Origin of the sequence: Prevotella sp. P5-50, assembly GCF_002251295.1 — a bacterium.
Lineage (GTDB): Bacteria > Bacteroidota > Bacteroidia > Bacteroidales > Bacteroidaceae > Prevotella.
Genome location: NZ_NPJA01000001.1, coordinates 54,109 through 80,212, shown reverse-complemented (window position 1 = coordinate 80,212; position 26,104 = coordinate 54,109). Strand labels below are relative to the sequence as shown.

Below are 26,104 nucleotides of genomic sequence, written 5' to 3'. Positions count from 1 at the left end.
TTACTTTTTGTTTTTATTACTGTTTATTATTAATTTCTCTAAGAATCTTATCTGGTCGGCAAAGTATGCGTTCTTTCCTGGGAATTGCGTGCTGAGCCTTTGTATGATGTCGAGTGCCTTTTGGTAGCGTCCTTGTTTGATATAGATGCGTGCCAAGGTCTCGGTGAAGAATTCTTCTTCGTTGTCGCTGCTTTGCTCTGCTTCTGGTTTGGCATTGGCGGGTTGTGCTGCTTGTTGGCTGTTTCCTTCGCCGTTGTCTTCTTCGTCGGCTATATTGTCGCGCATATCGCCTAATGCAAAGCGTCCTTGTTCTTTTTCAAGGAAGTTGTCGATGAGGCTTTGTCCCTGCATCTTTGGCAGTTCGTTTCCTGTTTGTTCTTCCTCATCTTCACTTTCCAGAAGATACGCTACGTAATCAACGGTAGCGTCTGCTGGGGTGGGGCGTCGTTTCTTTTTCTCTGCTTCTGGCTCCTCGCTCGGAATGGATCCAAGGAAGGTGTCGATGAGTGCGATGGTGCGGTCGCTATCGGGTGCTGTTTCAACGGGCTTCGCTTCGTGATTCCAGCGGTAGTGTGCGCCTTCCACCACATTGAACAGCGTGCGTCGGTCGGTGATATATACTGCTGATCTGCGCAGTTCCTCATCGAATGATGGGTCGTGGAGCAGATAGAGGTTCTGCAGCATCAGCAATCGGATGGTCTGGTAGTACGGGTGTAATGCCAGCATGGCTCGCAACTCATAGAGTGTGTCGCGGTCCATTCTCTCCGGATTATTGATGAGCTCTGCAATATTTATCATGCTTTAAACCTTTTGTGTTAACGGTGACTTTACCAGTTGGCCACTGTGGCATTGAATATCTGTTCGCAGAGTTCTTTCGACATTTGTGTCACGAGTTCCTCCTGTACGGAGTTGAGTGACTTTGTCGTTTCGTATGTTGCCGAGGCCGTAAACTGGCGCTCGAAGTCTTCGTTGTGGTTCACATTGTTGGTGAAACGCACATTGACCGTCATTGAGAGTTCGGTCTGTGCAGAATATCCTTCAGCAGAAACAGATTTGTTTCGCTGTTGGTATTGGGTGATTTCGCCTTCTATTTTTAGGTCGCCGTTGCGCTTTACCTGTTGCAGACGGGTGTGGTTTGCAAACTGGTCTTTCAACTGATTGTTGAATAATGGTCCCATCGGGCCCCATACATAGCTGGAACGTATAGGGAAATCGGCTATCTGGATGCTTTTAGTTTTTGAATAGTCGATGCTGGCACCATTGAATTTGTAGCTTACCGAACAGGCGCAGAGCAGCATGAGTGCCACAACGGCAATTCCGCGAAGCATAGGAGCTGCGAGGTGTCGGATGGTGGTATGTGTGAATAATGGTTTCATGCTCTGTTATTTCTGTTTTGTTATTTGTTGTTGGATGGTTTGTCCAGTCCGTATTGCTTCAGTCTGCGGTAGAGAGTTCGGTCGCTGATGCCCAGCTCCAATGCTGCTTTTTTTCTGTTACCTCCATTTCTTTCCAGAGCCTTTTCCAGTGCCTGCCGACTCCAGTCGTTGAGATTGAGGTTTTCTGGCTCTTTCTCTGGCTCAACATATTCTTCTGCCTCTGCGACTTCCATTCTTGGTTGGATGGGCTGTATGGTATTGATGGTTGCCAGTTGTGTGGTGGCAATACCGGTTGTGTCATTCGCCGGTGTGGGCTGTCCGTCGTTTATTTGTTTTTTCAGCGTGCTTATCTCTCGTCGCATATCGTTGACATTACTGCGAAGTTCGAAGAGTATTTTATAGAGAATCTCTCTTTCGTTTTCGAAGCTATGGTCATCCTTTGTGCGGATAGTTGCCAGTTGTGTGGTTTCCTGATCCTGTGGGATAAACCGCATGATAGCATCTGCTGTGATTTGCCGGTCGGTGCTGAGTATTGAGATTTGCTCGGTGATGTTTTTTAATTGTCTTACATTGCCAGGCCATTTGTATTTCATCAGCACTTGTTTTGCTCCTTCGGTCAGCACAACCTTTTCCATGTGGTATTTCTCTGCCATCTGCATGGCAAAGAGACGGAACAGCAAGATGATGTCTTCGCCGCGTTTGCGGAGTGGTGGCATTTGAATGGGGATTGAGTTGAGGCGGTAGTAGAGGTCTTCGCGGAAGCGTCCCTCTGTAATGGCCTGTCGGATATTGACGTTTGTTGCAGCTACGATGCGGACGTCGGTTTTATGCACTTCGGTAGCTCCTACTGGTATGTATTCTCCTGTTTCGAGCACGCGTAACAGTCGGGCTTGTGTTGCCAAAGGCAGTTCTCCTACTTCATCGAGGAAGAGTGTTCCTTTGTTTGCCACTCCGAAATATCCTAGTGAGTCGTTGATGGCTCCTGTGAATGATCCTTTCACATGTCCGAAGAGTTCAGAGTCGATAGTGCCTTCTGGAATAGAACCGCAGTTGATGGCGAAATACTTCTCTCTGCGGCGTGGTGAATTGTCGTGTATGACGCGTGGTATGATTTCTTTTCCCACTCCGCTTTCTCCAACAATAAGCACGCTTAAGTCTGTCGGCGCCACTTGTAGTGCGACGTCGAGTGCATGGTTCAGACTTTCGCAGTTGCCTACGATGCTGTAACGTTGTTTGATGGTCTGTAGTTCAGAACTCTTCATTTAGCGGACAAAGGTACTAAATAAATCTGACATTATGGCATATCTTGCTGAAAATTATCGCTCTTCTTGTGTTTTGCGGTTGATTTTTATCATCAGCAAGCCTATTCCTGTCCACACCAATTCGCGTATGCGTACGATGAGTGCCACAAAGATTCCTGCGGATGCTGTCATTCCCAGTCCGCCTGCCGACATGAGAAATCCGCCTTCGCGTCCTCCCAATTGTAAGGGTATGAAGAACAGTAGGTTGGCGAACAAACTTGTGAATGCCAGTATGAGGATACATTGCAGATAGTTGGCAGATGGCGTGATGACCAACAGTACGAAGAATATTTCCAATGCTGATGCGATGCGGCAGGCCAGCTCCAAAATGACGGCTCCTACGAAGGTGTTTTGGTTTTGGTTGTGGAGTGCGGCAATCTGCTTATCTACTTCGTGTAGTCGTTCGGCATTGCGTTCCACGAAAGGTTGTGCCCAGCGTTTTACCAAGGGGAAATGGCTTAGTAACCGCATGAGCCATACGGTGATACCGCGCTTGTAGCCTTTCAGGAAGAACCAAATGGCCAACAGGCAGAATGTGGCTATGATGGGTAATAGAATCCACATCAGCGTGGTCATGGGTTGTGTCAGTATGTAGAGTGCACATGACAACAGCCAGAACCAGAAATGGGAGAAGATATGGGTCATCGTGTGTAGTATGACTGACGAGGTGGCCCGTTCGGTTCCGATTTTTGGCTTGAGCATCATGATTTTATAGGGTTCGCCTCCCATTAGTCCACCTGGTGTGGCATAGTTGAGTGCAAAACCGCTAATGGTCACTTTATATAGCCACCAGAATGGTGTGGGTTTGCTGTTCCCTGTGTTGGATGTATCTTCCGTTGTCTTTGGCAAGGGTGCTATTGCGCTGTTGTTGTTTGGGTTCTGTTCTTCTTGACTTTTGACGATAAGCCACCATGCTGCCGTATTGAACAGGTATAGGAATGCCCATAGTACGATGACTGCTACGGCCCAATATCCTGCCCGTTGCAGTCCTGCCCATGTTGCAGCAAAGTCAAGTTGTGTCACCATCAAGGCGAGCACAATGAGTCCGAAGATGAAGAATCCGTTTTGCCAGTGCTTACTCATTTATTGCTTGTTATTTGTCTTCGGTCTTGCCTTTTGCTTTGGGAATGGCAAAGCGCACTTTCTCGCTGTCGTCGCGCTTCTCGTGGTAGAGCTTGGGTAGTGGGTTCTGCATGGGTTCGTCGTAGAACTGTCGGTTGCGGAACACGTCAATAGCGGTGTAGATGGCTTGACGGAATGAGTTCTCGTCGGCTTTGCCTTGTCCTGCAATATCATAGGCTGTACCATGGTCGGGTGATGTGCGCACGATAGGTAGTCCTGCGGTGAAGTTCACTCCGTTGTCGAGGGCGATGGTTTTGAATGGTGCCAATCCTTGGTCGTGATACATGGCGAGGACGCCGTCGAAGTGTGAATAGGCTGCGGTTCCAAAGAATCCGTCAGCAGGGAATGGTCCGAAAGCTTGTATGCCCTTCTTCTCCAGTTCTTCAATGGCAGGGATGATGATGTCTTTCTCTTCGTTGCCCAACAGTCCGTTGTCGCCGGCATGGGGGTTGAGTGAGAGTACTGCTATGCGTGGACTGGAGATTCGGAAGTCGCGTTTCAAGCTGAGGTTGAAGATAGAGGCTTTCTCTACGATAGCTTCCTGGGTGATGGCTTCTGCTACGTTGCGTATGGGCAGATGTGTGGTGACGAGAGCCACTCTCAGGTCTTCATTCATCAGAATCATCAATGCTTTGTTTCCTTCTCCCACGCAGGTCTCGATGTATTCGGTATGTCCGGGGAAGTGGAATCCTTCACCTTGTATGGTGGCTTTGTTGATTGGTGCGGTGACGAGTACGTCATATAAGCCTGAGCGATAGTCGGTCATGGCGCGGTCGAGTGCCATTAGTGCGGCCTTTCCAGCCTCTTCTGAAGGTTGTCCGAGCTCTACTTTTACTTCGTCGTCGAAGCATGCTAATATGTTGAGCTTACCATCGCAGGCATCCTCAGCTCGTTCTATGATGTTGAAACTGGTTTCCAGATTGAGTGCTTTACGGTGGTAGGCGGCCAGTTTTGGCGAACCGTATACGATAGGGGTACAGAGTTCGAGAATGGTTGGGGTGGCAAATGTTTTGAGGATTACCTCGTATCCTATGCCGTTTGTATCTCCATGCGTGATAGCCACGCGAATCATTTTATCTTCCATTGTGTGAGTTTGTTATTGTGTAAGTCTATTAAAGTCGTTATTGTGTAAGTCGTTATTGTGTGGTTTGTTATTCTTTCTTGTTCTGGTGTGCGGTGGAGAGTAGTCCACAGGCTGCAAAGATGTCTTGTCCGCGGCTGGCGCGTATGGTGGTAAACACTCCGTGTTGTGTCAGATAGTCGCGTAGCTGTTCCATGCGAGTCTCATTGGCTCCAGGCAACTTGACATCTGGGATTTCGTGAAAACGAATCAGGTTGACGCGACATTCCAGTCCTTTTACCAAGTTGATGATTGCTTTGGCATGTTCCATCGTGTCGTTGAGTCCACCGAAACAGATATATTCAAACGAGCAACGTCGCTGATGTGAGAAATCGTATTGTCGCAGCAGTTCTACCGTTTCTTCGATAGGCATTGCTTTCTCTGCAGGCATCAGTTGCAGGCGCTGTTCGTGGAGTGGCGAGTGCATGGATATTGCTACGTGGCAATCGCTCTCGTCGAGGTAGCGCTTCAACTTGTTTTTTACGCCCACCGAACTTACTGTGATGCGTTTTGGACTCCATTGGTATCCCCAGTCTGCGGTCATTATTTCGCATACGCGCAATATGGCATCGAGGTTGTCCATCGGTTCGCCTTGTCCCATAAACACAATGTTTGTCAGGGTTTCGGCCTCTGGCATGGCGTAAATCTGGTTGAGGATGTCTGCCACGGTGAGGTTGCCTTCCCATCCTTGCTTGCCCGTTTGGCAGAATAGGCAGTTCATCTTGCAGCCCACCTGGCATGATACACAGATTGTGGCTCGGTCGCCATCGGGTATATAAACGGTTTCAACAAACTTCCCTTCTCCACAACTGACAGGAAATAGGTATTTTACAGTACCGTCGATACTGCGTTGGCAATCTATGGGTTCCCAGGCGCCTACTTCGTATTCTTCAGCCAGCCGCATACGGTTTTGCTTCGAGATGTTGGTCATCTCGTCTATGCTTTTGGCATGTTTCTCGTAGAGCCATTGGGTTATCTGCTTAGCGGTAAATGCTGGCATTCCAAACTCAGCGACCACAGTCTTGAGTTCGGTGGGCGTCAGTCCGAGCAGTCTTTTTTTTGTTATGTCCATTCTTTCGGGTTGCATTATAGCTTGCAAAGGTATGAAAAAATGTCGAGAAAGACGAATTCTGAATTACCTTTTATATTCTTTTTACTGCTATTTTCGTATAAAGGGGGTTCTTTGCATATTCTCTTAAATGATTTATTTGTGAATTTTATAGCAGGCAACAACCATTTTTCGATGGAAGATTTGTTTTCCGGACTACAATATTTGTTGTTTCTGAAGTATAAAATTGACTGTTTATTCGCGTGCGCGAGAATAATGGCAAGAAATCACCATTTGACAACAATAATTCTGTAATCAGGCATCATGATAGTCGTTAATTTACTATGGTTTGTTCTTTGTTGGTTTTATGTGTTAAGTTATTGTGTTATAGTATGATGTACTTTTTTGTTGCCTGATAATTGCTTACTTGACGTATCTTCTTTCCGAGCGCGCGTGAAAAAAGACTTAGATGATCATGCAGTTAGGATTTGTAGGTGGATAAACATTACCCTTAATCGCTTATTAGAGTTCAACATGCTTAATATGTATCTGGGTAGTAGCTCCTATCTGACTCCCCCTCCATTAGTAAGTTTTTGGGACTTACTTGGAACTTGCTTGGGACTTGCTTCGTACATGAAAAGGATAGAAATATATCCCGACGGCATCCCGAATACATCCCGAAGCCGAGCCGTAAAATGTATTTTGGGCTATGCCTTTACTTCGTTCTTTAGTTCGGAAATAAAAGAAAAACTTCGTTTCTCTTTGTATTTCTCTCGGTTTGCACTACCTTTGTAGAAAATAAATAAAAAAAAAGAAAAATGAGACAGAAAATAGACTGCTTCGTGGCTTGCCACTCACTTGCGGATATTGCCGAAAAAGTGGAACAACTACAGCAAAGCACAACAGTAAGCAATATATTTCTTTTAGTCAACGGAGACTTGGCTGAACAACAGCCACCCAAAGGATGTACACTCCTTCGTGTGGAAAACCTCACCAGTAGTGCATTGGTGAAACAAGTGGCGCAACATGCTTCCGCTCCCTATGTCATGCTAAGCGTGAAACCCAATTCTGGAACTTTAGGCAACGTCGCATTGGAACGTATGGCACTGGCAGCAGAAGATACCGGAGCCGTTATGGTTTATAGCGACCGCTGGCAAATGGAAGAAGGTAAGCGTACCGCACATCCCGTGATCGACTATCAAGAGGGTTCTCTACGCGACGATTTCGATTTCGGTAGCATCTGGCTGTTGCGCAACGAAGCCTTGCAACAATATATGACCGATGGACCTTCTGCCGACTATCAATGGGCAGGACTCTATGACTTGCGATTGGCATTGAGCCGACAAGGACTCTTGTTCCACCTCAACGAATTTCTCTATACCGAAGACGAAAGCGATTTGCGAGCATCAGGTGTCAAGCAGTTTGACTATGTCAATCCTGCCAACCGCGAAGTGCAGATAGAGATGGAACGCGCCTGTACAGCACATCTGCGTGCTGTCAACGCCATGGTGGATACTACACAATACGAAGATATCGACTTCCAAGAACAGGAATTTGAGGTTGAAGCCTCGGTCGTTATCCCGGTTTTCAATCGTGCCAAGACCATCTGCGATGCTGTGAAGAGTGCATTGGCACAGAAAGCCGACTTCAATTTCAATGTGATTGTGGTGGACAACCATTCGACCGACGGTACAGGACAACTCCTGGCGGATATGGCAAAGGCCGATAAACGCCTCGTGGTCATCACTCCAAAACGTCATGATCTCGGTATTGGCGGATGTTGGAACGAAGCAATCAACAGCCAATGGTGTGGACGCTTTGCCGTACAGCTCGATAGCGACGACCTCTATTCGTCACCCGCTACGCTGAAAACTATCGTAGAAGCATTCTATAAGCAGAAGGCAGCCATGGTGATTGGTTCCTATCGCATGTGCGACTTTGAACTCAACACCTTACCGCCAGGACTTATCGATCATCACGAATGGACTGACGAAAACGGACCAAACAATGCACTCCGCATCAATGGACTCGGTGCGCCACGCGCCTTCTTTACCCCATTGCTCCGACAGGTGCAGTTCCCCAATACCTCGTATGGCGAAGACTATGCTCTCGGCTTGATGTTCTCGCGCCACTTCCGTATCGGACGTATCTTCACCGAACTGTATCTCTGCCGCCGTTGGGGGGGCAACTCAGACGCAGCACTATCTGTAGAGAAAATCAACGCCAACAATCTCTATAAAGACCGTCTGCGCACCATGGAATTGAAAGCACGCCAGCGGATGAACCAAGGACTGCACGACAGGATGGAGCAGTCTGCTCTGATGCGCTTCTTCAACCGACAATTGGCCGTGTGGGATGAAGTGTGCCAACGCTATCGCGAACTGACAAGAGTAGAGACTCGCGAACTGTTGGCCGACAATCTCTCGCTCCAAGTGCAATGGAATCCAGCGCGCATCCGATCTACAGGAGCGAAGATTGATGCTAAATCGTTGGCAGAAAGACCTTGCTTCCTCTGTCAGAAGAACAGACCCAAAGAACAGATGCACCATACAATCGATGGCGATTACGAACTCTTAGTCAATCCGTTCCCCATCCTCCCCATCCATTTCACACTACCTACCTTGCGCCATCAGCGACAAGCCATCCTGCCTATGTACGATGAACTGCTCCACCTGGTGTGCCAGCATCGTGATTTTACCTTATTATATAATGGACCGAAATGTGGCGCATCGGCACCTGATCATGCCCATCTGCAAGCCATCTGTAGCGGTAAGTTGCCGTTGCAACGTTCATGGCAACGACTCAGTCGCAGCTTGATAGAAGTGGTGAGCGATGGTGAAGAGGGCATCTGGCAGATACCCGAATATCCCGCAGCTGCATTCCTCGTGCGCAGCCATTGCGAAGAGCGAGGCTGCCAGTTGTTCCGTCGCTTGTATGACAGTTTGCCGATGCAGGCAGACGACACCGAACCGATGATGAATATCATAGCATGGAAACAAGGTGACGCAATCCTCTCTGTCGTATTGCCACGCAGAAAACATCGCCCAGACTGCTATACTGCAACAGGCGAACAACAATACATCATCAGTCCGGGTGCCGTAGATATGGGGGGACTCATCATCACACCACGTGAGGAAGACTTCCGTAAACTGACTCCAGAAAAGGCATCAGCCATCCTGCAGGAAGTGACTCTCACCCCCGATGAGGTGGCAGAAGCCATCCGCAAGATGAAAGAGGCAAGAGTCTCTACATCAACACAGAAGGAACACGGCGTACAGCCTGATGTCACCGTGGGAATTGTAAGCGGACAGAAAATCGCCTTTGCTCTCAACGCACCATATATGGCAAAAGGAGAACTCATAAAAGGCGAACAGGTAGTGGAATTTTCTGAAGGCGGAATCCTATGGCGAGGCATGCAATATCGCGAACTGACCTTCACACCACAAACCCCAACAGCGTCGTTCTCGCTCCATGATGTGACCATCGGTGTTAATTTCCATTGGGAACGAAAAGAGACACAGGTATTCCTCGGCACACTACGCCTTGTGGTCGAATCTGATAAGATAACAGCCATCAACCAACTGCCTGTGGAACGCTATCTGGCCAGCGTCATCTCCAGCGAGATGAAGGCAACGGCTGGTGTGGAACTGCTGAAAGCTCATGCCGTTATCTCCCGGTCATGGCTCTTGGCGCAGATGCGCAGACGGGAGGAAGCAGGACAACGCAAAGATGGTTTCTTCTCGTTTGTCAAGAAAGACGATGAACTCATCCGCTGGTACGACCGCGAAGACCATACCATCTTCGATGTTTGTGCCGACGACCATTGCCAACGCTATCAAGGCATCACCAAACAAACCAGTCCGGCTGTAGAACAAGCCTTGCAAGCCACACGAGGACAAATCCTATGTTATGGCGATGAAATATGTGACGCACGATTCTCGAAATGTTGCGGTGGAGTGACCGAGGAATTTCAGTATTGTTGGGAGGATACTCCGAAACCATATCTCGTTTCAGTAGAAGACCCCTTCTGCAACACCAACGATAAGGCCGTACTGGAACAAGTACTCAACGACTACGATCAAGAGACCAACGATTTCTATCGCTGGACCGTGGAGTATTCTACAGAGAAACTCTCCCAACTGGTCAGCGAGAAACTCAAAGAAGACTTCGGCACCATTACCGACCTCATTCCTTTAGAGCGAGGCAAGAGTGGACGTATATGGAAACTCAAAATAGTGGGTACGAAGAAAACCTTCACTATCGGTAAGGAACTTGAGATACGTCGTGCCCTCAGCGAGAGCCATCTCTATAGTTCTGCCTTCGATGTAGAGAAAACTGAAACAGGCTTCCGACTGCATGGACGCGGTTGGGGACACGGCGTAGGACTCTGTCAGATAGGAGCCGCCGTCATGGGACAACAAGGATATAAATACGATGAAATACTGCTTCACTACTATCGTGGAGCCGAAATTAAAAAGATATACTGATGTTACACAACAAACGAATGTCGCCGTGGACATGGGTTCCATCGCTCTATTTTGCCGAGGGAGTGCCTTATGTGGCTGTGATGACCATCTCACTCATCATGTACAAACGTCTCGGCTTGTCAAATGCCGATATCACACTCTACACTTCATGGCTCTATCTGCCATGGGTCATCAAACCGCTCTGGAGCCCGTTCGTGGATATACTCCGATCCAAACGCTGGTGGATAGTGGCGATGCAACTGCTCATCGGGGCAGCCTTGGCTGGTGTGGCGTTTACCATACCAGGTCCATGGTGGTTGCAAGGGTCGCTATGTTTCTTTTGGTTGATGGCGTTTGGTAGTGCTACCCACGATATTGCTGCCGACGGTTTCTATATGCTCGGTCTTGACCAACACGAACAGGCATTCTTTGTAGGAATCCGCTCCACCTTCTATCGCATAGCCACTATTGTGGCATCAGGACTGTTGGTAGGTCTTGCCGGTGTGTTACAGGTCCTCACTCGTAGTATTACCTATGCATGGAGTCTGGTATTTTATTTCATGGCAGGACTCTTCATCGCCTTATGGCTCTACCATAGTTGGGTATTACCACGCCCCAGCGAGGATAGCGATAAAGTGCGTCGTACTATGCGCCAGATAGCAGATGAGTTTGTGGCCACAGTGGTGACATTTTTTAGAAAACCGCAGATGTGGGTGGCTATCTGCTTCATGCTATTCTATCGTATGCCTGAAGGACTGTTGGCTAAGGTGTCGGCATTGTTCCTTGTTGACTCCGTACGCAATGGCGGACTCGGTCTTTCCGATGTGGAATACGGATTAGTGCAGGGCACAGTAGGAATCATCGGACTGACCCTCGGTGGAATACTCGGTGGAGTAGTGGCAAGTCGTGACGGATTGAAACGATGGCTCTGGCCTATGGTAATGGCGATCACGTTGCCCGACCTTGTCTATGTCTATCTCTCCTATGCCTTACCCTCCAATCTGTTGATCATTGATATATGCGTCTTTGTTGAGCAGTTTGGCTATGGATTCGGCTTCTCTGCCTATATGCTATACCTTATTTATTATAGCCGTGGTGACCATAAAACCTCCCATTATGCGCTGTGTACTGCCTTCATGGCTCTGTCGATGATGATACCGGGCATGTTTGCTGGAGCCCTGCAAGAGGCTGTGGGTTATCCTGTGTTCTTCCTCATCGTGATAGGGACTTGTTCGCTGACTTATATCGTGACGTGGTTTTTGAATGTTGATCCCGAATTTGGTAAGAAACAATCCTAATTCGTAAGAATACTAAAAAGAATAGAAAGCGGCAGGATTTCCCAATCGTGCCGCTTCTTTATTGATTGTGTTAATAATGGAAAAGAAATTTTGAAGTGGTACTCGTACAGCCACTTCATGCTTATCATTTGCAATGATAGCAAAATTTAATCAAATACCCATGAAGAAAATTGTGAAAAAATCTATTCTATGATATTTATCATAAATCGACTAATAGATTCTTGTAGGACTCTGTCTCTAAAATCGTGTTTCTGCGTTGAAGGGCAATAAGGGTTAAATATATTTTCCTACAGAAGAATAGGGGTTTCCCTATAGAAAAAAGGGAAATATGTTTTGTATTTCTCTCGATTTGCACTACCTTTGTTTCCAGAAACTAAACGATATATGATTATGAAACAAACATTGACTTACACCCTGATGGCCATCTGCACCATGTTTGTGATGACCAGTTGCGATTCGGATACCGATTTGGCATACGACCTCGATGGCGTATGGAGTGGAACACTTTCAAGCGAGTTTTATGACTATCGCTATGGTCAGCACATGACTGATACCTACGAAACAGAGATAACCTTTGTACAGGAAGGAGACTTCTCACGTGGTGGTACGGGGTATGAAATTGACTACAACCTCAACACAGGACGCAGTAGTCATACTTATTTCGATTGGACGGTAAGAGGTGGCAAAATATATATTGACTACGATGATAATACAACCGTGGTAGTTCGCGACTATGATATCTACACTGTGGGTAGAACCCCACACTTCCGTGGATATTTCGACGATTACTATGATGGTTCAACACTTGCCGCTTTCAATCTGGTAAAGGTGACAAGAACAAGAGCTGCCGGAGACAGACAGTTTATCATGGTACCGAAAGATGAATTTAAATAATATCGTTATATAAGAGAAAAAGGAAAGAGGACCCAAACAGGCCCTCTTTTTTCTCAGTCTTTATCCGACCTCAGTCTAATCCAAGAGGAATTTATATCCCCAATCCACCATTGAATGATACATCGACCGCCCTCGACTGTTGAATGCGTGAATGGGGTGGAACATCGTGTGTAACCCAGATGTTACCGCCTATCACACTATCGTGGCCAATAGTGATGCGTCCAAGTATCGAAGCATTGGAATATACTGTCACATGGTCTTCTATAATCGGGTGGCGTGGAACGTTAAGCACATTACCCTGCTCGTCGTATTTGAAACTCTTTGCACCAAGCGTAACACCCTGATAGAGCGTGACATGATGGCCGATAATACAGGTTTCGCCAATCACAACACCAGTGCCATGGTCAATAGCAAAATACTCTCCTATGGTAGCGCCGGGGTGTATGTCGATACCAGTCTTGGAGTGTGCTTGTTCGGTGATGATACGCGGTATGACGGGAATATTCTTCACGTGGAGGGCGTGGGCAATGCGATAGTGGGTCATGGCATTGACCACTGGATAACAGAAGATTACCTCACCGTAGGTTTCTGCGGCAGGATCGTTGTCGAACATGGCTTCCACATCGGTATAGAGCAGACGCTTCAGCTCTGGCAGTTCATCAATAAATTCTAAAGTCAGCGTCTCGGCTTTGCGTTGCACTTCCTCTTCACCCATCTGCTTGCAGAACTGTAGTCCACGGGCAATCTGTTCCTTCAACTCTTTGTATAGGTCTTCCATCTTTACACCGATATAATAGGAACGGATTTCCTCCTGTGGTTGTCGTTGGTAGAAATAGTCGCTGAAAATGATGCTTTTCACTAACGTCACAATGTTGCGCACACTCTCTACAGAGGGCAGGGGAGCGTTACCTTTCGGCATCATACTGTCTTCTTTCTCCGAATGTCGTGAGAGGATGCTGACATTCTTTAGCAGTATCTCATTAATGTTATCATTTGTCATTATTGTGCTGTATTTTGTTTTCAAAAGTGAATATTTCTTGCCGTTTTTATTTCATTTTATCTGCAAAGGTAAGCATTTCTCATCAAATATGTGCATAATACTCCTTTTATATTGCATTTTCTCTCAGCCTTAGTTGCTACAAAAATTGGTGTTTTTCTTATTTGATCGTTGCCTTTGACCTGCGGTCCAAGGTAGGCTGCACCTAACTTTTTGGTTTCCTTTCTCCTTGAAAGGCATAGTTCAAGCGAGCTTTACTCTGCACTTTCTTCGTTCGTCAGTTCGGAAATAAAAGAAAAACTTTGTTTCTCTTTGTATTTCTCTCGGTTTGCACTACCTTTGTAGCGATGAAGCGAGAAATACTAATTATTATGGTATGGTGCTTGACACTACTGACAACTTCTGCACAACCGGCAGGGGTGAGACTCGATACGCTTCAAGTGAAACATATCGATGGGCAAGGAGTGACACATACAGGAACAATTGTTTGTAATCATACAATAACAGATGACCTGCGTGAGATATTTGCAGAACTATACCGACAACGATATCCCATAGAACGCATTCGCCCTATCTCAGACTATGGTAACGACGATGAACAATCCATGCGGGCCAATAATACTTCGTGTTATTGCTATCGCAAAGTGGCAGGAAGTAAAACACTCTCTAAACATGCGCGAGGATTAGCTATCGACATCAATCCTCTCTACAATCCATGCGTGCGACGCCGCAAAGATGGAACGCTCTATATACAACCTTCTACTGCCCGCAGATATGCAGACCGTCGGGCTTCCTTTCCCTATAAGATAACAGAACACGATCTATGCTATCGGCTGTTTCGTCAACATGGTTTTGTCTGGGGAGGACATTGGCGTACTGTGAAAGACTATCAACACTTCGAGAAATAGTCATGTTTTGCTATCTTAGGAGTTGCTTATCTTTCTATCATTTGCATAAGGTGATGCCGTAATCAACATTTTTTATGGAAATCACTATGAATATGATGTTTCTTTGTCTTATTCTTAATTACTAAAATATAGTACCATTGTTATCTGGTAAAAATGAGACGGAGAGTGCCTTCTATTTGCCAGAAAGTAATAACTTATTTTATTAAACGATATGATACAACGTCACGAGATTTTACAGTAACCTTACGGACGATTTTGTTTTTTAAATTTGTTTTGCCCTCCATCTTATGTGTCCAAAGGTTATAGACTTTATATATGTTCGTATTGAAAGCTGTGCTCATTTTACTCACTTGCGAATCAATAAAATTGAAATCTTGCCAATTTAGTTCACACACAATGTTATTCTGTGTGGGATTAAGAATGGTGAAGGCCCAATCGCCACCTGCCAAAGGCTTAAACCAGAATTGTAGTCCATCACGGTCGCAATAGTGCAGACCTTGAATGCCAAGTGTGTCTTGATTGATTGCTATCATCTCCTTGTTCATAATAATATTGCGAGTAGCCTCACTCATGTTGCGTAGGTCGTTTCCAAGTATCAGTGGACTGGCCATCATACACCACATGGTAAAGTGGGCACGATCCTCGTTTTCTGTCATACCATTGCCCACCTCCAGCATGTCGGGGTCGTTCCAGTATCCCTTGCCTGCATACTGACGCAATGAGTCGTTGAATTGGATGCACTGCATCACACCAAACTGGGTGTAGCCTGGGAATACACGCAAAGAATCGAAATGACACCATATATCGGGTGTGGTACGCCATGAGTGGCCAATCTCACGAGCCCATTTCCAAGGTTGACTATTGCCCCATTCGCACATACTTAGGAAAATTGGACGACCAGCAGAACGGAGAGCGTCGCTAATGAGTTGATATGCTCCTTGGGGATTCACATTGGTGGTATTACACCAGTCGTATTTCAGATAGTCCACTCCCCAACGGGCATATTGGATAGCATCTTGATATTCGTGTCCGAGTGATCCTGGTCTGCCTGCACAGGTTGCAGAGCCAGCATCACTATAGATGCCAAGTTTAAGCCCTTTGCTGTGAACATAGTCGGCCACGGCCTTTATGCCGTTTGGAAACTTTATCGGGTCGGCCTGAATAAACCCGTCGGCATCACGTTTCCCATGCCAGCAATCATCGATATTGATATAGGTATAACCCGCATCGCGTAGCCCTGTTTCTACCATCACATCAGCGATGCCCTTGATGATGTCCTCAGAGATATTACCTTGAAACTTGTTCCATGTGCTCCATCCCATTTGAGGGGTGTCTGCCAAATGTTCCCACTTCTGTGCCTTGCAAGGCATTGTCGTCATGGTAAGTATGCCAATGATGACGATAAATTTGTTTGATAATTTCATAATAATATAATATTTGTTTGTTTAAGTTTCTAAAAAAACTGTTTTTGTTTCACTTTACTTGTGGGTAAGAATGTTATTTTGAAGAATGAACCAATATTTCTTGTAGTACGATGCCAGGATCGAGGAGATAGATGCGTAGTTTCTGACAGCCTGTCAAATTGATGGGAATGCAGCGCGAGGCATAGCCGCGAAGTACATTCCAACGCCATTCGGAGGTGAAATCATTGGCATGAATTGAATAAATAGTGGGAGTTGTGTTACCTAATTGTACTGCATAGCATATATCTCTGCCTTCATACGCATGTAGGGTAGGTAGCGTGCGAATCTCGATAGTGCTATCGTTCTCCTGCAAGTTGATTTCATATTCTGCGTATGGAGCTTCCTGCAGATTGTCTTGCTTATATGATGGTGTGTCGAAGGGCATAACGAGTACACCATCGGTATAGCCTAATCCTTTCACTCGCAGAATATCACCTTGCGTGTACTGAAAGAGCGAAGCGGGAATACGCAGACGAGGCTCTTTGACGAATGGAGGATAAAGACCGAGGTATATTTGGTCAATGCGGGCATTGGCTTTCAGGTTGGTGATACAGATATGGTTGTCTCCTTTCTTGAGGTGTATCGTTCCTACACGGCTCCACATTGGTCCGACGTATGGTGCATGCCATACATTATTAATTGGGGTAGCAGAGGCAACAAAACTATCACTCTCTGTTTTAATTGTACAAAACTCGTTGTCCTTTGCTAGCTTGGAGAAATTATGGATAGGTGTAAGTGCTTCTATCCAGATAGGAATTTCTGAATTGACATCACTTACAATAGTGACGCCCTTGTTTGATAAGGCTTCGCTGACTGAGAGCAAACGAGCCTTTGTCCCGTTAGCAGCCTGTGCAATAAGCTCAGGTGTGGCTATAGGTTGTTCAATTTTCTCAGATCGGAACCAATGATAGGGTTGCCAGTTGAAGAATTGTTGCCATTTACCATTTAAGATACCTTCATTATAATGGCGAGTCAAATCATTCAAACCGTCAAACATTTGTCTTACACGTTGGGCATCTGTCATTGCTCCAAGGCTATCGCCAACAGTAGCTCTTACCATACTACGACGCGCTAGGAGTTGGTATTCGTTGATCATTGCCGCACCACAAATAGAGTAGCTGACAAGTTCGAAGTATGCATCCTTAAGAGCATTTGGTATGCGAGAGGTTAGTTCGGTGGCATGTGCTGATAAGGCGCGCCATTCTGCAATGCGTTGCTCTATCTGCTCAGCACTGTAGTTGACAAACCATACATGAGCATCCTTACCAGCTGCTTGCAAGCGATAGTAGCCTGTTTGCATGTCGGCAATATCTTGTGCCACTTCGTTACCAAAAGTTTTTGTTGCCCAGTCTTTTACATAGTTGTGCGCTTTGGAGGGACTCCAACGGTTGATATCCCAAGCCAATTCCATCACAAAAGAGATTTCTTTCTCAGCGGGTTTGATGTCACCCACGTTGAATACCCATATTTTGCGTGCGCCATAGGTATAGGCCTTAGTCAATTCCGTGCTTAAGAAGGCTGGCGAGAGTGGGCTTAGCCATATCCAACTGGCGGGATCGCCATGATAAGAGAGGTGATAGTAGATTCCTGCTCCTCCCTTGCGCTTCATCTCCTTAGGGTTACAAAGGTTTCGGCAGTAGCCGTGCTTATCGTCGCTCCAAAGTAGGGTGATGTCTTCTGGCACTTTCAGGCCGTTATGGTAGGCCTCTAATACCTCTTCGTAAGTGCAAAGCACTTGTGGTATCTCTTCGATTGGTTTGTTGATGTTGCGTTGTAATATATCTCGTTGGTCGTTGATAGCCTGTTGCATCAGGGACACACGTTCGGCAGTTGTATTGGCGCCCTCCATGGGATAGTCGTGAATGCCACGCAGGCCGAGCGTATAGGTATTCTCATATTTTCCATTGGTTTTTACACGTGTCTCCCAGTAATCTTGCATTTTCTGACGATTGGTGATGTAGTTGAAGTCACCCATAGAACCAGGTTTTTCTTGTTCTACAGCCTTCCATTCACCTTCATTATTGCGCAATATCTGTTCGCAGTGTGACGACCCCATCACAATGGCATAGTTATCAGCTAATTGTGCATTATCAGGATTGGCATTAAAGGCTTGGGTTCCTGGGTGCATGGCAGGCCAGAGGTAGTTAGCTTTTAGGCGTAGCAGTAGTTCAAAGACCCGTACGTAGGTTTTAGGTCCTACCTTGCCATATTTTTTCTCGGCCCATCGTGCCCATCCACCAAAGCGTTCGTCATTGATGAAGATGCCTCGATATTGCACAGAGGGTTCTTCTTGAATAAATGTCTTAGGCTCAATATATAATGCATCTTTGTGCGGTGGTATAATATCTGCCCACCAGTACCAAGGTGACACTCCGATAGCCTCGCTGAGTGATGTCAGTCCGAAAGCTGTACCACGCCTATCACTACCTGCTATCACGAGCAACTGTCCACCATGTTTAGGACGTTTGATGGTTGTGATAACAAACGACTCCCATTTGCCAGTGATGGAAGATACGTCGATAATCTTCAGTCTGACCAGTTCGTCTATCAGACGGCTTTTTCCGATAGTTCCTACGGCTACAGCTCCTCCCTTTGGGATGTTTTTGAGTGATGTCGTTTTCACAACTCTGGGGTGTTTGCCTGTGACGCATTCAATATCATCGGCCAGCATATTTGCGGTAATATTTACGACTTTATACTCTTTAGTATCGGTATATATCACAGCTTCGCTTAAAGGGAAATAATCTTGTATTCTGGCCTCTGAAACGGCTGGCATGCTCTTTTTGACAGGTAGATTTGTTGTCACGTTTAGGTGGTTGCTGATGTGTGGTATTGCTTGATTAACTGGTGGCATGTGGGAAGTCCCAGGTGTTTGGGCATCCGATGGCATGACAACGATGATAATCAATAGTAATAAGACAAACAGTTTTAGTTTCATACGTGATGAAGATTATATATATTGACTACAAAGTTAAGAAAAAAAAACAAGAACTACAAGCAAATACCATTATCTATGCTAAAAAAATATATATGTGCCCAAAGCCGCAGTTGTTGTATATAAAACGCTGAGGGGTAGAAGCAATATGCTGACAAAATTGTTGATTGCTAATTTAACGATGAGATTATTTGAAATTATTGCTGGCTACTAGAACTTTTGCAAACAACATATATTGGGGCAGATACTTCTCACGAGGTATCAGTCCTTTGGTTTATCTTTGTTTTTGTTAGAAATAATAATATCATGAGCGAAGATAGTCATTTTACTGGACAACAATAAAAAAACATCATTTCATTTGCTGAATTCAAAATAAAAGCCTACTTTTGTTGCTTGTCAAAATGTGGGTAAAGTAGAAATCATAATGAATAAGATGAAAAATATGGCAGTTGTTGTGTGCTTAGCTATGTGTCTTGGTACACGAGGACAAAATGAGATAAACGTTAAAAGCCTGGCAGAAGGGGACTTGCTCTTCTGTGTGGCAGAAAACGGTAATAACATTACCGATGTGACAACAGGACTTGATGGAAAACAAATAGATCATGTGGCGATTTTCCATAAAGACAAGGGGGCGGCATTTGCACTTGAGGCGATACGCCAAGGGGTGTGCCTCACTCCAATAGATAGTTTTAAGGCAAGGCGACAGACTGTGGTGGTGGCGCAGCTCAAAGATACTACTGGTGTGGCACGCTCGGTGGAACGGGCTATGCAGTTTATCGGTACACCATACGACTTCAATTTTATGCCGTCAGATAGTGCGATGTATTGTAGCGAACTGGTGCAAAAATGCTATAGGACACCGCATGGTGAACTGGTGTTTAATCCCATCCCCATGTCGTTTCATGACAAGACGGGAAAAGTGACTGCCTATTGGAAGGAGTATTATGGTCGCCAGGGTTTGGAAGTTCCGGAAGGAAAGCCTGGAAGTAATCCGGGCAACTTGTCAAGAAGTGAAAAGATTGTTGTTCGGGGGAAACTGCGACAATAGCCAGTTGATATCAAATTGCTCCATAATCGAAAAGGTTTTGTTTTTGTAAAAATTTCGCCCACTACTACCATCTATATCGATGTATAAACGGAGTTGCTGATGTTTATCATCACTTTTTCAAACCTTGATAACATTTTTATCAAATGTTGGATAATACTTTTGTCAAACGTTGGATAATACCTTTATCAAACGTTGGATAATACTTTTGTCAAACGTTGATAATACCTTTGTCAAACGTTAGAAAAAACTCTTGCCAAACAATGGAAATACCTTGGCAAAACGTTGTCTTAAAGAATATCAATCTGTTATATTCCTAAACGACATTCTTTCTTTATTTTTATGGATAGTTTATGAGCATCGCGGATACGCCTACGAAACTGCAGCTCAAGTGGTGACAAAGAGTGACAATAGCTTTCTCAAATGTTTATGCTGATGAGGCTACTCGGTGAGATGGTTGGTTAATAGGGTTGTATTTGTGATGAGGAAATGAAAATCCCAAGCGCATGGTCTTCAATAGCAGAAGCCATGCGCTTGGGATGGGGATAAAGGACAAACGGCTATCGGATGAACAGCAGTTCGCGGTATTTGGGTAGCGTCCATAGTCCGTCCTCAACAATCATTTCGAGATGGTCTATCTCGTAACGGATGGCATCCATATGAGGTTCTACAGTATCGTGATAGGCGATGGCACGCTGTTGGATGGACTCGATATGATTGGCTACACGACGGGCATCGGTTAGTTCTTCTACCAGTTGTTCAATCTTCTCGGTGCGCTCTGCAATCTCTTCAATAAGTTTCATATTGCGTGAGGAGAGTCTGTCGGCCTTTTCTGCACTAAAGACGTCTTTCATGCCCTGCACGTTTTTAATGAGTTTGCTTTGGTAGTGGGTAGAGACAGGGATGATGTGGTTCATGGCGAGGTCGCCCAATACGCGTGCTTCAATCTGCACAGTCTTGACATACATCTCCCATTTTACTTCGTTGCGAGCTTCAAGTTCTTTGCGGTTCATGACCTTGGTCTGTTCGAACATGCGGACGCTCGACTCGTCGAGGTAGCGCTCGAATATGATGGGACATGACTTTTCGACGTCGAGACCACGTTGACGTGCCTCTTCTACCCATTCGTCGGAATAGCCGTTGCCATCGAAGCGCACGGGTTTGCAGGTGCGTATATCTTCGCGCAGCACATCGAGAATAGCAGAAATTTTGTTTTCGCCCTTGTTGATGAGTGCATCGACACGCTCTTTGAAAGATACGAGGGCTTCTGCCATCGCTGCATTGAGTGCTATCATGGCCGAGGCGCAGTTGGCTGCGGAACCGGGAGCACGGAATTCAAAGCGATTGCCGGTGAAAGCAAAAGGCGATGTGCGGTTGCGGTCGGTATTGTCGATGATGAGGTCTGGAATCTGTGGAATATCTATTTCCATGCCCTGTTTGCCCTTTAGGTTGAAGAGCTCGTTTTTCTCACTCTTTTCGATATGGTCGAGGAGTTCGTTGAGTTGCTTGCCCAAGAATGACGAGATAATGGCAGGTGGTGCTTCGTTGCCCCCCAAACGGTGGGCATTTGTGGCACTCATAATAGATGCTTTCAACAGTCCGTTATGATGAAAAACAGCCATCAAGGTCTCAACGATGAAGGTGACGAAGCGCAGATTCTCCTCAGGAGTCTTAGCTGGTGCGTGGAGTAGTATACCATTATTGGCAGACAAGCTCCAGTTGTTGTGCTTGCCCGATCCGTTGATGCCGTCAAAGGGCTTCTCGTGGAGCAACACTCGGAATCCGTGTTTGCGGGCCACCCTTTTCATGAGCGACATGAGCAGCATGTTGTGATCGACAGCCAGATTGCACTCTTCAAAGATGGGGGCTAATTCAAACTGGTTGGGGGCAACCTCGTTATGGCGGGTCTTTACAGGGATGGCCAGTTCGAGAGCTTGTATCTCAAGGTCTTTCATAAAAGCCTGTACGCGGTCGGGGATGGTTCCGAAATAGTGGTCATCCATCTGTTGGTTTTTCGCACTCTCATGTCCCATTAGGGTGCGACCTGTCATTAGTAGGTCAGGACGTGCAGAATAGAGTCCTTCGTCAACAAGGAAATACTCTTGTTCCCAACCCAGATTGACCTGCACTTTATTGACATCGTCATAGAAATACTGGCAGACATCTGTTGCAGCTTTGTCTACGGCATGGATAGATCGTAATAGCGGAGCCTTATAGTCGAGGGCTTCGCCAGTATAGGCAATGAAGATGGTGGGGATACAGAGTGTGTCGTCGATGATGAACACCGGACTTGTGGGGTCCCAGGCAGAATAGCCTCGTGCCTCGAATGTGTTTCTGATACCGCCATTGGGGAAAGAAGAGGCGTCTGGTTCCTGTTGTACCAACAGTTTTCCTGAGAATTTTTCTATCATTCCGCCTTTGCCATCGTGTTCTACGAAGGCATCGTGTTTCTCGGCAGTTCCTTCGGTGAGTGGCTGAAACCAGTGGGTATAGTGGGTTACCCCCATCTCTTTTGCCCATTGTTTCATGCCAGCCGCTACGGCATCGGCTATGGAACGGTCCAATCGGGCGCCGTTGTCCATCACGTCGATCATCTTGTTGTAGATGTCGGCAGGTAGGTATTTATACATCTTTTGTCGGCTGAATACGTATTTGCCGAAATACTCTGATGGTCTCTCGCTTGGTGCCTCCACATCGAGTGCATGCTTCTTGAAGGCTTCTTCTACCACTTGGAATCTTAGATTGTTTGCCATATTCTGTTTGGGTTGTTTGTTGTTTGCTTGTTGAAGAGAGTTGATTGTCAGTCGATGAACCGTTTGATGATATCATCGTAATGGTCTATGCGTCGGTCGCGAAGGAAGGGCCACCAACGGCGTACCTGTTCGGAGCGTTGCAGGTTGACATCGATAATGGCTGTGGTTTCGCTGTCGCGTGGTGCTTCGTAGAGCAGTTCACCTTGCGGGCCGGCAACAAACGAGGTGCCCCAGAACTCTATTCCGTTGGTTTGTTTGCTGGGGTCTGGTTCGTGGCCGGTACGATTGACGGTCACTACGGGTAGTCCGTTGGCTACTGCGTGGCCACGTTGTACGGTTTGCCAAGCCATGCGTTGACGTTCTTGCTCATCGGGTGTGTCGCTACTCTCGTAACCGATGGCGGTAGGATAGATCAGCATATCTGCTCCCTGTAGTGCCATCAGGCGTGCTGCTTCAGGATACCATTGGTCCCAGCAAACCAGTACGCCAAGTCGGCCTACAGAGGTCTGGATGGGGTGGAACCCCAAATCGCCTGGTGTGAAATAGAATTTCTCGTAGTATGCTGGGTCATCGGGGATATGCATTTTGCGGTATTTTCCTGCTATAGAACCATCTTTCTCTAATACTACTGCCGTGTTGTGATAGAGTCCGGGTGCACGTCGTTCAAACAAAGAGGTGACGATGACCACTTGGAGTTCTCGTGCCAATGCTCCGAAGAAATCGGTAGAAGGGCCTGGGATGGTTTCTGCCAAGTCGAATAGATCGACATTCTCGGTCTGACAGAAGTATAGCGAATTGTGGAGTTCCTGCAGAACGATGAGTTCTGCACCCTGTTTGGCGAGCGAACGTATGCTCTCTGCCAGTCGTTGGCGGTTGTCTTGTATGTCCGCCGTATTGTGCTGTTGAATGATTCCTGTTTTCATCTTAGTAATACTGCATGGTGCAACAATGTAACGATCCGTGTTGCCGGATGACAGCGCGACAGTCGATACCAATGATTTCTCTATCTGGGAAGGCCTTGCCGATGGTGCTTATGGCTTCTTGGTCAAGGTCCGGTTGGTTGTAGGTGGGTACGAGGACGGCGCCATTTATCACCAGGTAGTTGGCATAGGTGGCAGGTAGTCGCTCGCCATCATCATAGATGGGACGTGGCATGGGTAATCGGAGCAATCGGTAGGGATGTCCGTCGATGGTGCGTAGCTGCTGGAGTTCTTGCTCCATGAGCAACAGGTCGGGATGTTCGTCGTCGGCCCCTATATATAATAAGGTGTCGTTAGGAGCTATGCGTACCAGTGTATCAATATGTCCATCGGTATCGTCCCCTATGAGCGAACCATGGTTGATCCAGACGATGCGTTCTGCTCCGAGCCATTCTTTCAGTTGTTGTTCTATCTCTTGTTGTGTAAGAGGTTGGTTGCGATGTGGCGCCATCAGGCAACAGGTGGTAGTGAAGATAGTGCCTTTGCCATCGCTTTCAATACTACCGCCCTCAAGAACGAAATCGAGGTGTGACTCGTAAATGCCTTTCACCAGCTGTTGTTCGTAGAGTTGTCGGTTGATATCGTTGTCGAGTTCTGCGGCAAATTTCTCGCCCCATCCGTTGAATTTAAAGTCGAGCAGAATCAGTTGGCCGTTTTCTTCTACGGTAATGAAACCATGGTCGCGTGCCCATGTGTCGTTGTGTGGTATGTCATCGACTACGACAACGGTTTCTCTGCTTTCTATTTCTCGCTTCATTTCCTCATATACTGCGGTGATTTCTGGCAGTATAGGAGCCCAGTCTGTATCTTTGTGAGGCCATGTCAGTTGTACCGCACTTTGCGGTTCCCATTCGGCCAACATTCGTCTCTTACTTTTTATCATGAGTGCAAAGGTAGTGCAAATCGGGAGAAGTACAAAAGAAAATCACGAATATATTTGGCTTTTTATTCACTATATTGTATCTTTGCCATCAAAAAAACAACCGATGTTAGAATTACACCATGTAAAGATTGACGGACTCTTGGCTGATTGCTCGCTGACAGTGGGCGATGGTGAGATGGTTGGTGTATATGGTGAAGCAGGGACAGGAAAGACCACTTTGCTTCGGGCTGTGCTCGGGATGGTGTCTATCGACGGAGGGCATATCAGTATCGATGGTGAATTGCTAACTCCATTGTCGGCTCCTTTTTTTCGGCGCGCTACAGCTTATGTGCCGCAACAACTGTCGCTGGTAGAGGGCTATGATACAATAGCACAATGTGACGCAACGGTAAATTCGCTGAAAATCAATAGTCGAGAAACTTCAGTACAAGAATCTTCTCAAGGTGAAGAAGATGGTCGGACTTGGTCGCAACTTACTGCAGACGAGCAGTTTCTGTCGCTTGTGCATCGTGCCGTTGGCTTGCGAAAGACGCTCGTCGTTGTGGATGAACCTTCGTCACAAATATCAGAAGCAACACGACAGGCAGCAGACAAAATGCTTTTGGAAGCAGCTCGCAACGGAGCATCGGTATTGGTTGTTAACCCCCAAATTGCTCAAAAGCAGATACAACTATGAATAGTATCATCTTTCAGTTGTTGGCCGGACTCATGCTGTTGGCCATTCCGTTGACCGTCTTTTATAAGAACGACCGCCGACTACTCTATCGTCTGCTCACTACAACAGGTTGTTGGGCTATTGCCATGTTGGTGCTGGTCGTGGTATTTAATTTTGTGTTTCAATCAGCCGTATGGTGGCTTGACGTTCTGTTGCTACTATTGTTGGAGGTTATAGTAACGATGGTTTGTTGCCGAAAAAAGTGGCTTGTTGTACCAATATTAATAGGAGTGGTTCCTGTTACGTTTATTGTGGGGCTTCTGGTGATGGTGATTATGGGTCAGAATCCCTTCGGTAATATTTGGTTTTGGGTGCCTGTAATGGCTCTGCTTCATGGCGAAGCCTTGAGAGCGAGTAGGAGTGGGTTACTCACTTATGCTTTTAATCGCAAGGTACATGCCAGTATGTTTGAGTATTTGCAGGGAAATGGTGCAACGCAAACAGAAGCCTTGCGCCCATTTCTGGTGCGAGCTATGAGTAAAGCACTTAATCCGTTGCTGACCAAGATGCGCGATACTGGACTCGTGGCAGTTCCTGCAATACTTTGTGTGTTGATGCTCAGTGGGATGCCTCCAATACAGGCAGGTATTTTCGCTGTAGTAGCCACTATTGGAATGGTGTGTTGCTCGGTGTTGTCGATACTGCTTTCTGTTATGGTCTATGAGTGGCTTCGACGCTGAGTGAGGCAGATGGAATATTGATATAGCATAAATAAACGGTATGGAAAACTAAAAAAAAAGCATGGGCTATTGTAATTCCATGAATTTTTTGTAATTTTGCAGACCTAAACAAAGTATAGT

19 protein-coding genes are annotated in these 26,104 nt (G+C 46.3%); 7 read left to right on the top strand and 12 right to left on the bottom strand.

From position 1 onward, the window contains the following. The 6 genes from CIK88_RS00345 to rlmN form a co-directional block, all read right to left on the bottom strand. Entirely contained in the window at positions 1-795 is a 795-nt protein-coding gene (locus CIK88_RS00345) for a hypothetical protein (RefSeq protein ID WP_094433949.1), read from the bottom strand. 32 nt (positions 796-827) lie between these two features. Further along, positions 828-1,328 carry an LptE family protein gene (locus tag CIK88_RS00340; protein WP_094391457.1) on the bottom strand — a complete coding sequence of 167 codons (501 nt, stop codon included), beginning with the start codon at positions 1,326-1,328 and terminating at the stop codon, positions 828-830. Positions 1,329-1,396: 68 nt separating this feature from the next. Then, positions 1,397-2,638, bottom strand: coding sequence for a sigma-54-dependent Fis family transcriptional regulator (locus CIK88_RS00335; protein ID WP_094391438.1), 1,242 nt, complete (start codon positions 2,636-2,638; stop codon positions 1,397-1,399). 54 nt (positions 2,639-2,692) lie between these two features. Then, on the bottom strand, positions 2,693-3,760 hold the full coding sequence (locus tag CIK88_RS00330; RefSeq protein WP_094433939.1) for a lysylphosphatidylglycerol synthase transmembrane domain-containing protein: 1,068 nt from the start codon (positions 3,758-3,760) through the stop codon (positions 2,693-2,695). Between the two features lie 10 nt (positions 3,761-3,770). Further along, entirely contained in the window at positions 3,771-4,883 is a 1,113-nt protein-coding gene (pdxA, locus tag CIK88_RS00325) for a 4-hydroxythreonine-4-phosphate dehydrogenase PdxA (protein ID WP_094433938.1), read from the bottom strand. A 67-nt stretch (positions 4,884-4,950) separates the two neighbouring features. Then, a complete protein-coding gene (gene rlmN / locus CIK88_RS00320; RefSeq protein WP_094433937.1) occupies positions 4,951-5,991 on the bottom strand; it encodes a 23S rRNA (adenine(2503)-C(2))-methyltransferase RlmN in 1,041 nt (346 codons plus the stop codon). A 794-nt stretch (positions 5,992-6,785) separates the two neighbouring features. Here rlmN and CIK88_RS00315 point away from each other — a divergent pair. From CIK88_RS00315 to CIK88_RS00305, 3 genes are all read left to right on the top strand, one after another. After that, positions 6,786-10,454, top strand: a complete 3,669-nt coding sequence (locus CIK88_RS00315; RefSeq protein ID WP_094433936.1) for a DUF4922 domain-containing protein — start codon at positions 6,786-6,788, stop codon at positions 10,452-10,454. Continuing rightward, positions 10,454-11,731, top strand: coding sequence for an MFS transporter (locus tag CIK88_RS00310; protein ID WP_094433935.1), 1,278 nt, complete (start codon positions 10,454-10,456; stop codon positions 11,729-11,731). Before CIK88_RS00315 ends, CIK88_RS00310 begins: the two co-directional genes overlap by 1 nt. Positions 11,732-12,115: 384 nt before the next feature. Then, positions 12,116-12,625 carry a hypothetical protein gene (locus tag CIK88_RS00305; protein WP_094433934.1) on the top strand — a complete coding sequence of 170 codons (510 nt, stop codon included), beginning with the start codon at positions 12,116-12,118 and terminating at the stop codon, positions 12,623-12,625. Between the two features lie 91 nt (positions 12,626-12,716). Here the strand turns inward: CIK88_RS00305 and epsC are convergent, their stop codons facing one another. Further along, positions 12,717-13,625, bottom strand: a complete 909-nt coding sequence (gene epsC, locus CIK88_RS00300) for a serine O-acetyltransferase EpsC (protein WP_094391446.1) — start codon at positions 13,623-13,625, stop codon at positions 12,717-12,719. Between the two features lie 344 nt (positions 13,626-13,969). Between epsC and CIK88_RS00295 the strand changes: the two genes are divergently transcribed. Further along, positions 13,970-14,530 carry a M15 family metallopeptidase gene (locus CIK88_RS00295; protein ID WP_254046813.1) on the top strand — a complete coding sequence of 187 codons (561 nt, stop codon included), beginning with the start codon at positions 13,970-13,972 and terminating at the stop codon, positions 14,528-14,530. 194 nt (positions 14,531-14,724) lie between these two features. On the opposite strand, the gene CIK88_RS00290 is transcribed toward CIK88_RS00295, so the two are convergent. Then, the gene (locus CIK88_RS00290) at positions 14,725-15,954 is read right to left on the bottom strand and encodes a glycoside hydrolase family 27 protein (protein WP_094433933.1); all 1,230 of its coding nucleotides are present in this window, start codon (positions 15,952-15,954) and stop codon (positions 14,725-14,727) included. Between the two features lie 73 nt (positions 15,955-16,027). Continuing rightward, the gene (locus tag CIK88_RS00285; protein ID WP_094433932.1) at positions 16,028-18,931 is read right to left on the bottom strand and encodes a glycosyl hydrolase 115 family protein; all 2,904 of its coding nucleotides are present in this window, start codon (positions 18,929-18,931) and stop codon (positions 16,028-16,030) included. Positions 18,932-19,352: 421 nt separating this feature from the next. On the opposite strand from CIK88_RS00285, the gene CIK88_RS00280 reads away from it, so the two are divergent. Next, entirely contained in the window at positions 19,353-19,976 is a 624-nt protein-coding gene (locus CIK88_RS00280; protein WP_094433931.1) for a YiiX/YebB-like N1pC/P60 family cysteine hydrolase, read from the top strand. 557 nt (positions 19,977-20,533) lie between these two features. On the opposite strand, the gene CIK88_RS00275 is transcribed toward CIK88_RS00280, so the two are convergent. From CIK88_RS00275 to CIK88_RS00265, 3 genes are read right to left on the bottom strand one after another with little or no spacing between them, the layout of a single operon-like run. Beyond that, a complete protein-coding gene (locus tag CIK88_RS00275; protein WP_094391450.1) occupies positions 20,534-22,726 on the bottom strand; it encodes a glutamine synthetase III in 2,193 nt (730 codons plus the stop codon). A gap of 47 nt (positions 22,727-22,773) precedes the next feature. Continuing rightward, on the bottom strand, positions 22,774-23,649 hold the full coding sequence (locus CIK88_RS00270) for a carbon-nitrogen hydrolase (protein WP_173815633.1): 876 nt from the start codon (positions 23,647-23,649) through the stop codon (positions 22,774-22,776). 1 nt (position 23,650) lies between these two features. After that, the gene (locus CIK88_RS00265; protein ID WP_094433930.1) at positions 23,651-24,589 is read right to left on the bottom strand and encodes an agmatine deiminase family protein; all 939 of its coding nucleotides are present in this window, start codon (positions 24,587-24,589) and stop codon (positions 23,651-23,653) included. Between the two features lie 103 nt (positions 24,590-24,692). Here CIK88_RS00265 and CIK88_RS00260 point away from each other — a divergent pair, with 103 nt between their 5' ends. Together CIK88_RS00260 and CIK88_RS00255 are read left to right on the top strand one after the other, a co-directional pair. After that, positions 24,693-25,265 (top strand): ABC transporter ATP-binding protein, encoded by a 573-nt coding sequence (locus CIK88_RS00260; RefSeq protein WP_158214616.1) that lies wholly within the window; start codon positions 24,693-24,695, stop codon positions 25,263-25,265. Further along, positions 25,262-25,984: an ABC transporter permease gene (locus tag CIK88_RS00255; protein ID WP_094391453.1), complete on the top strand. Its 723-nt coding sequence runs from the start codon at positions 25,262-25,264 to the stop codon at positions 25,982-25,984. The genes CIK88_RS00260 and CIK88_RS00255 overlap by 4 nt, the downstream gene beginning before the upstream one ends. Positions 25,985-26,104: the final 120 nt, after the last annotated feature.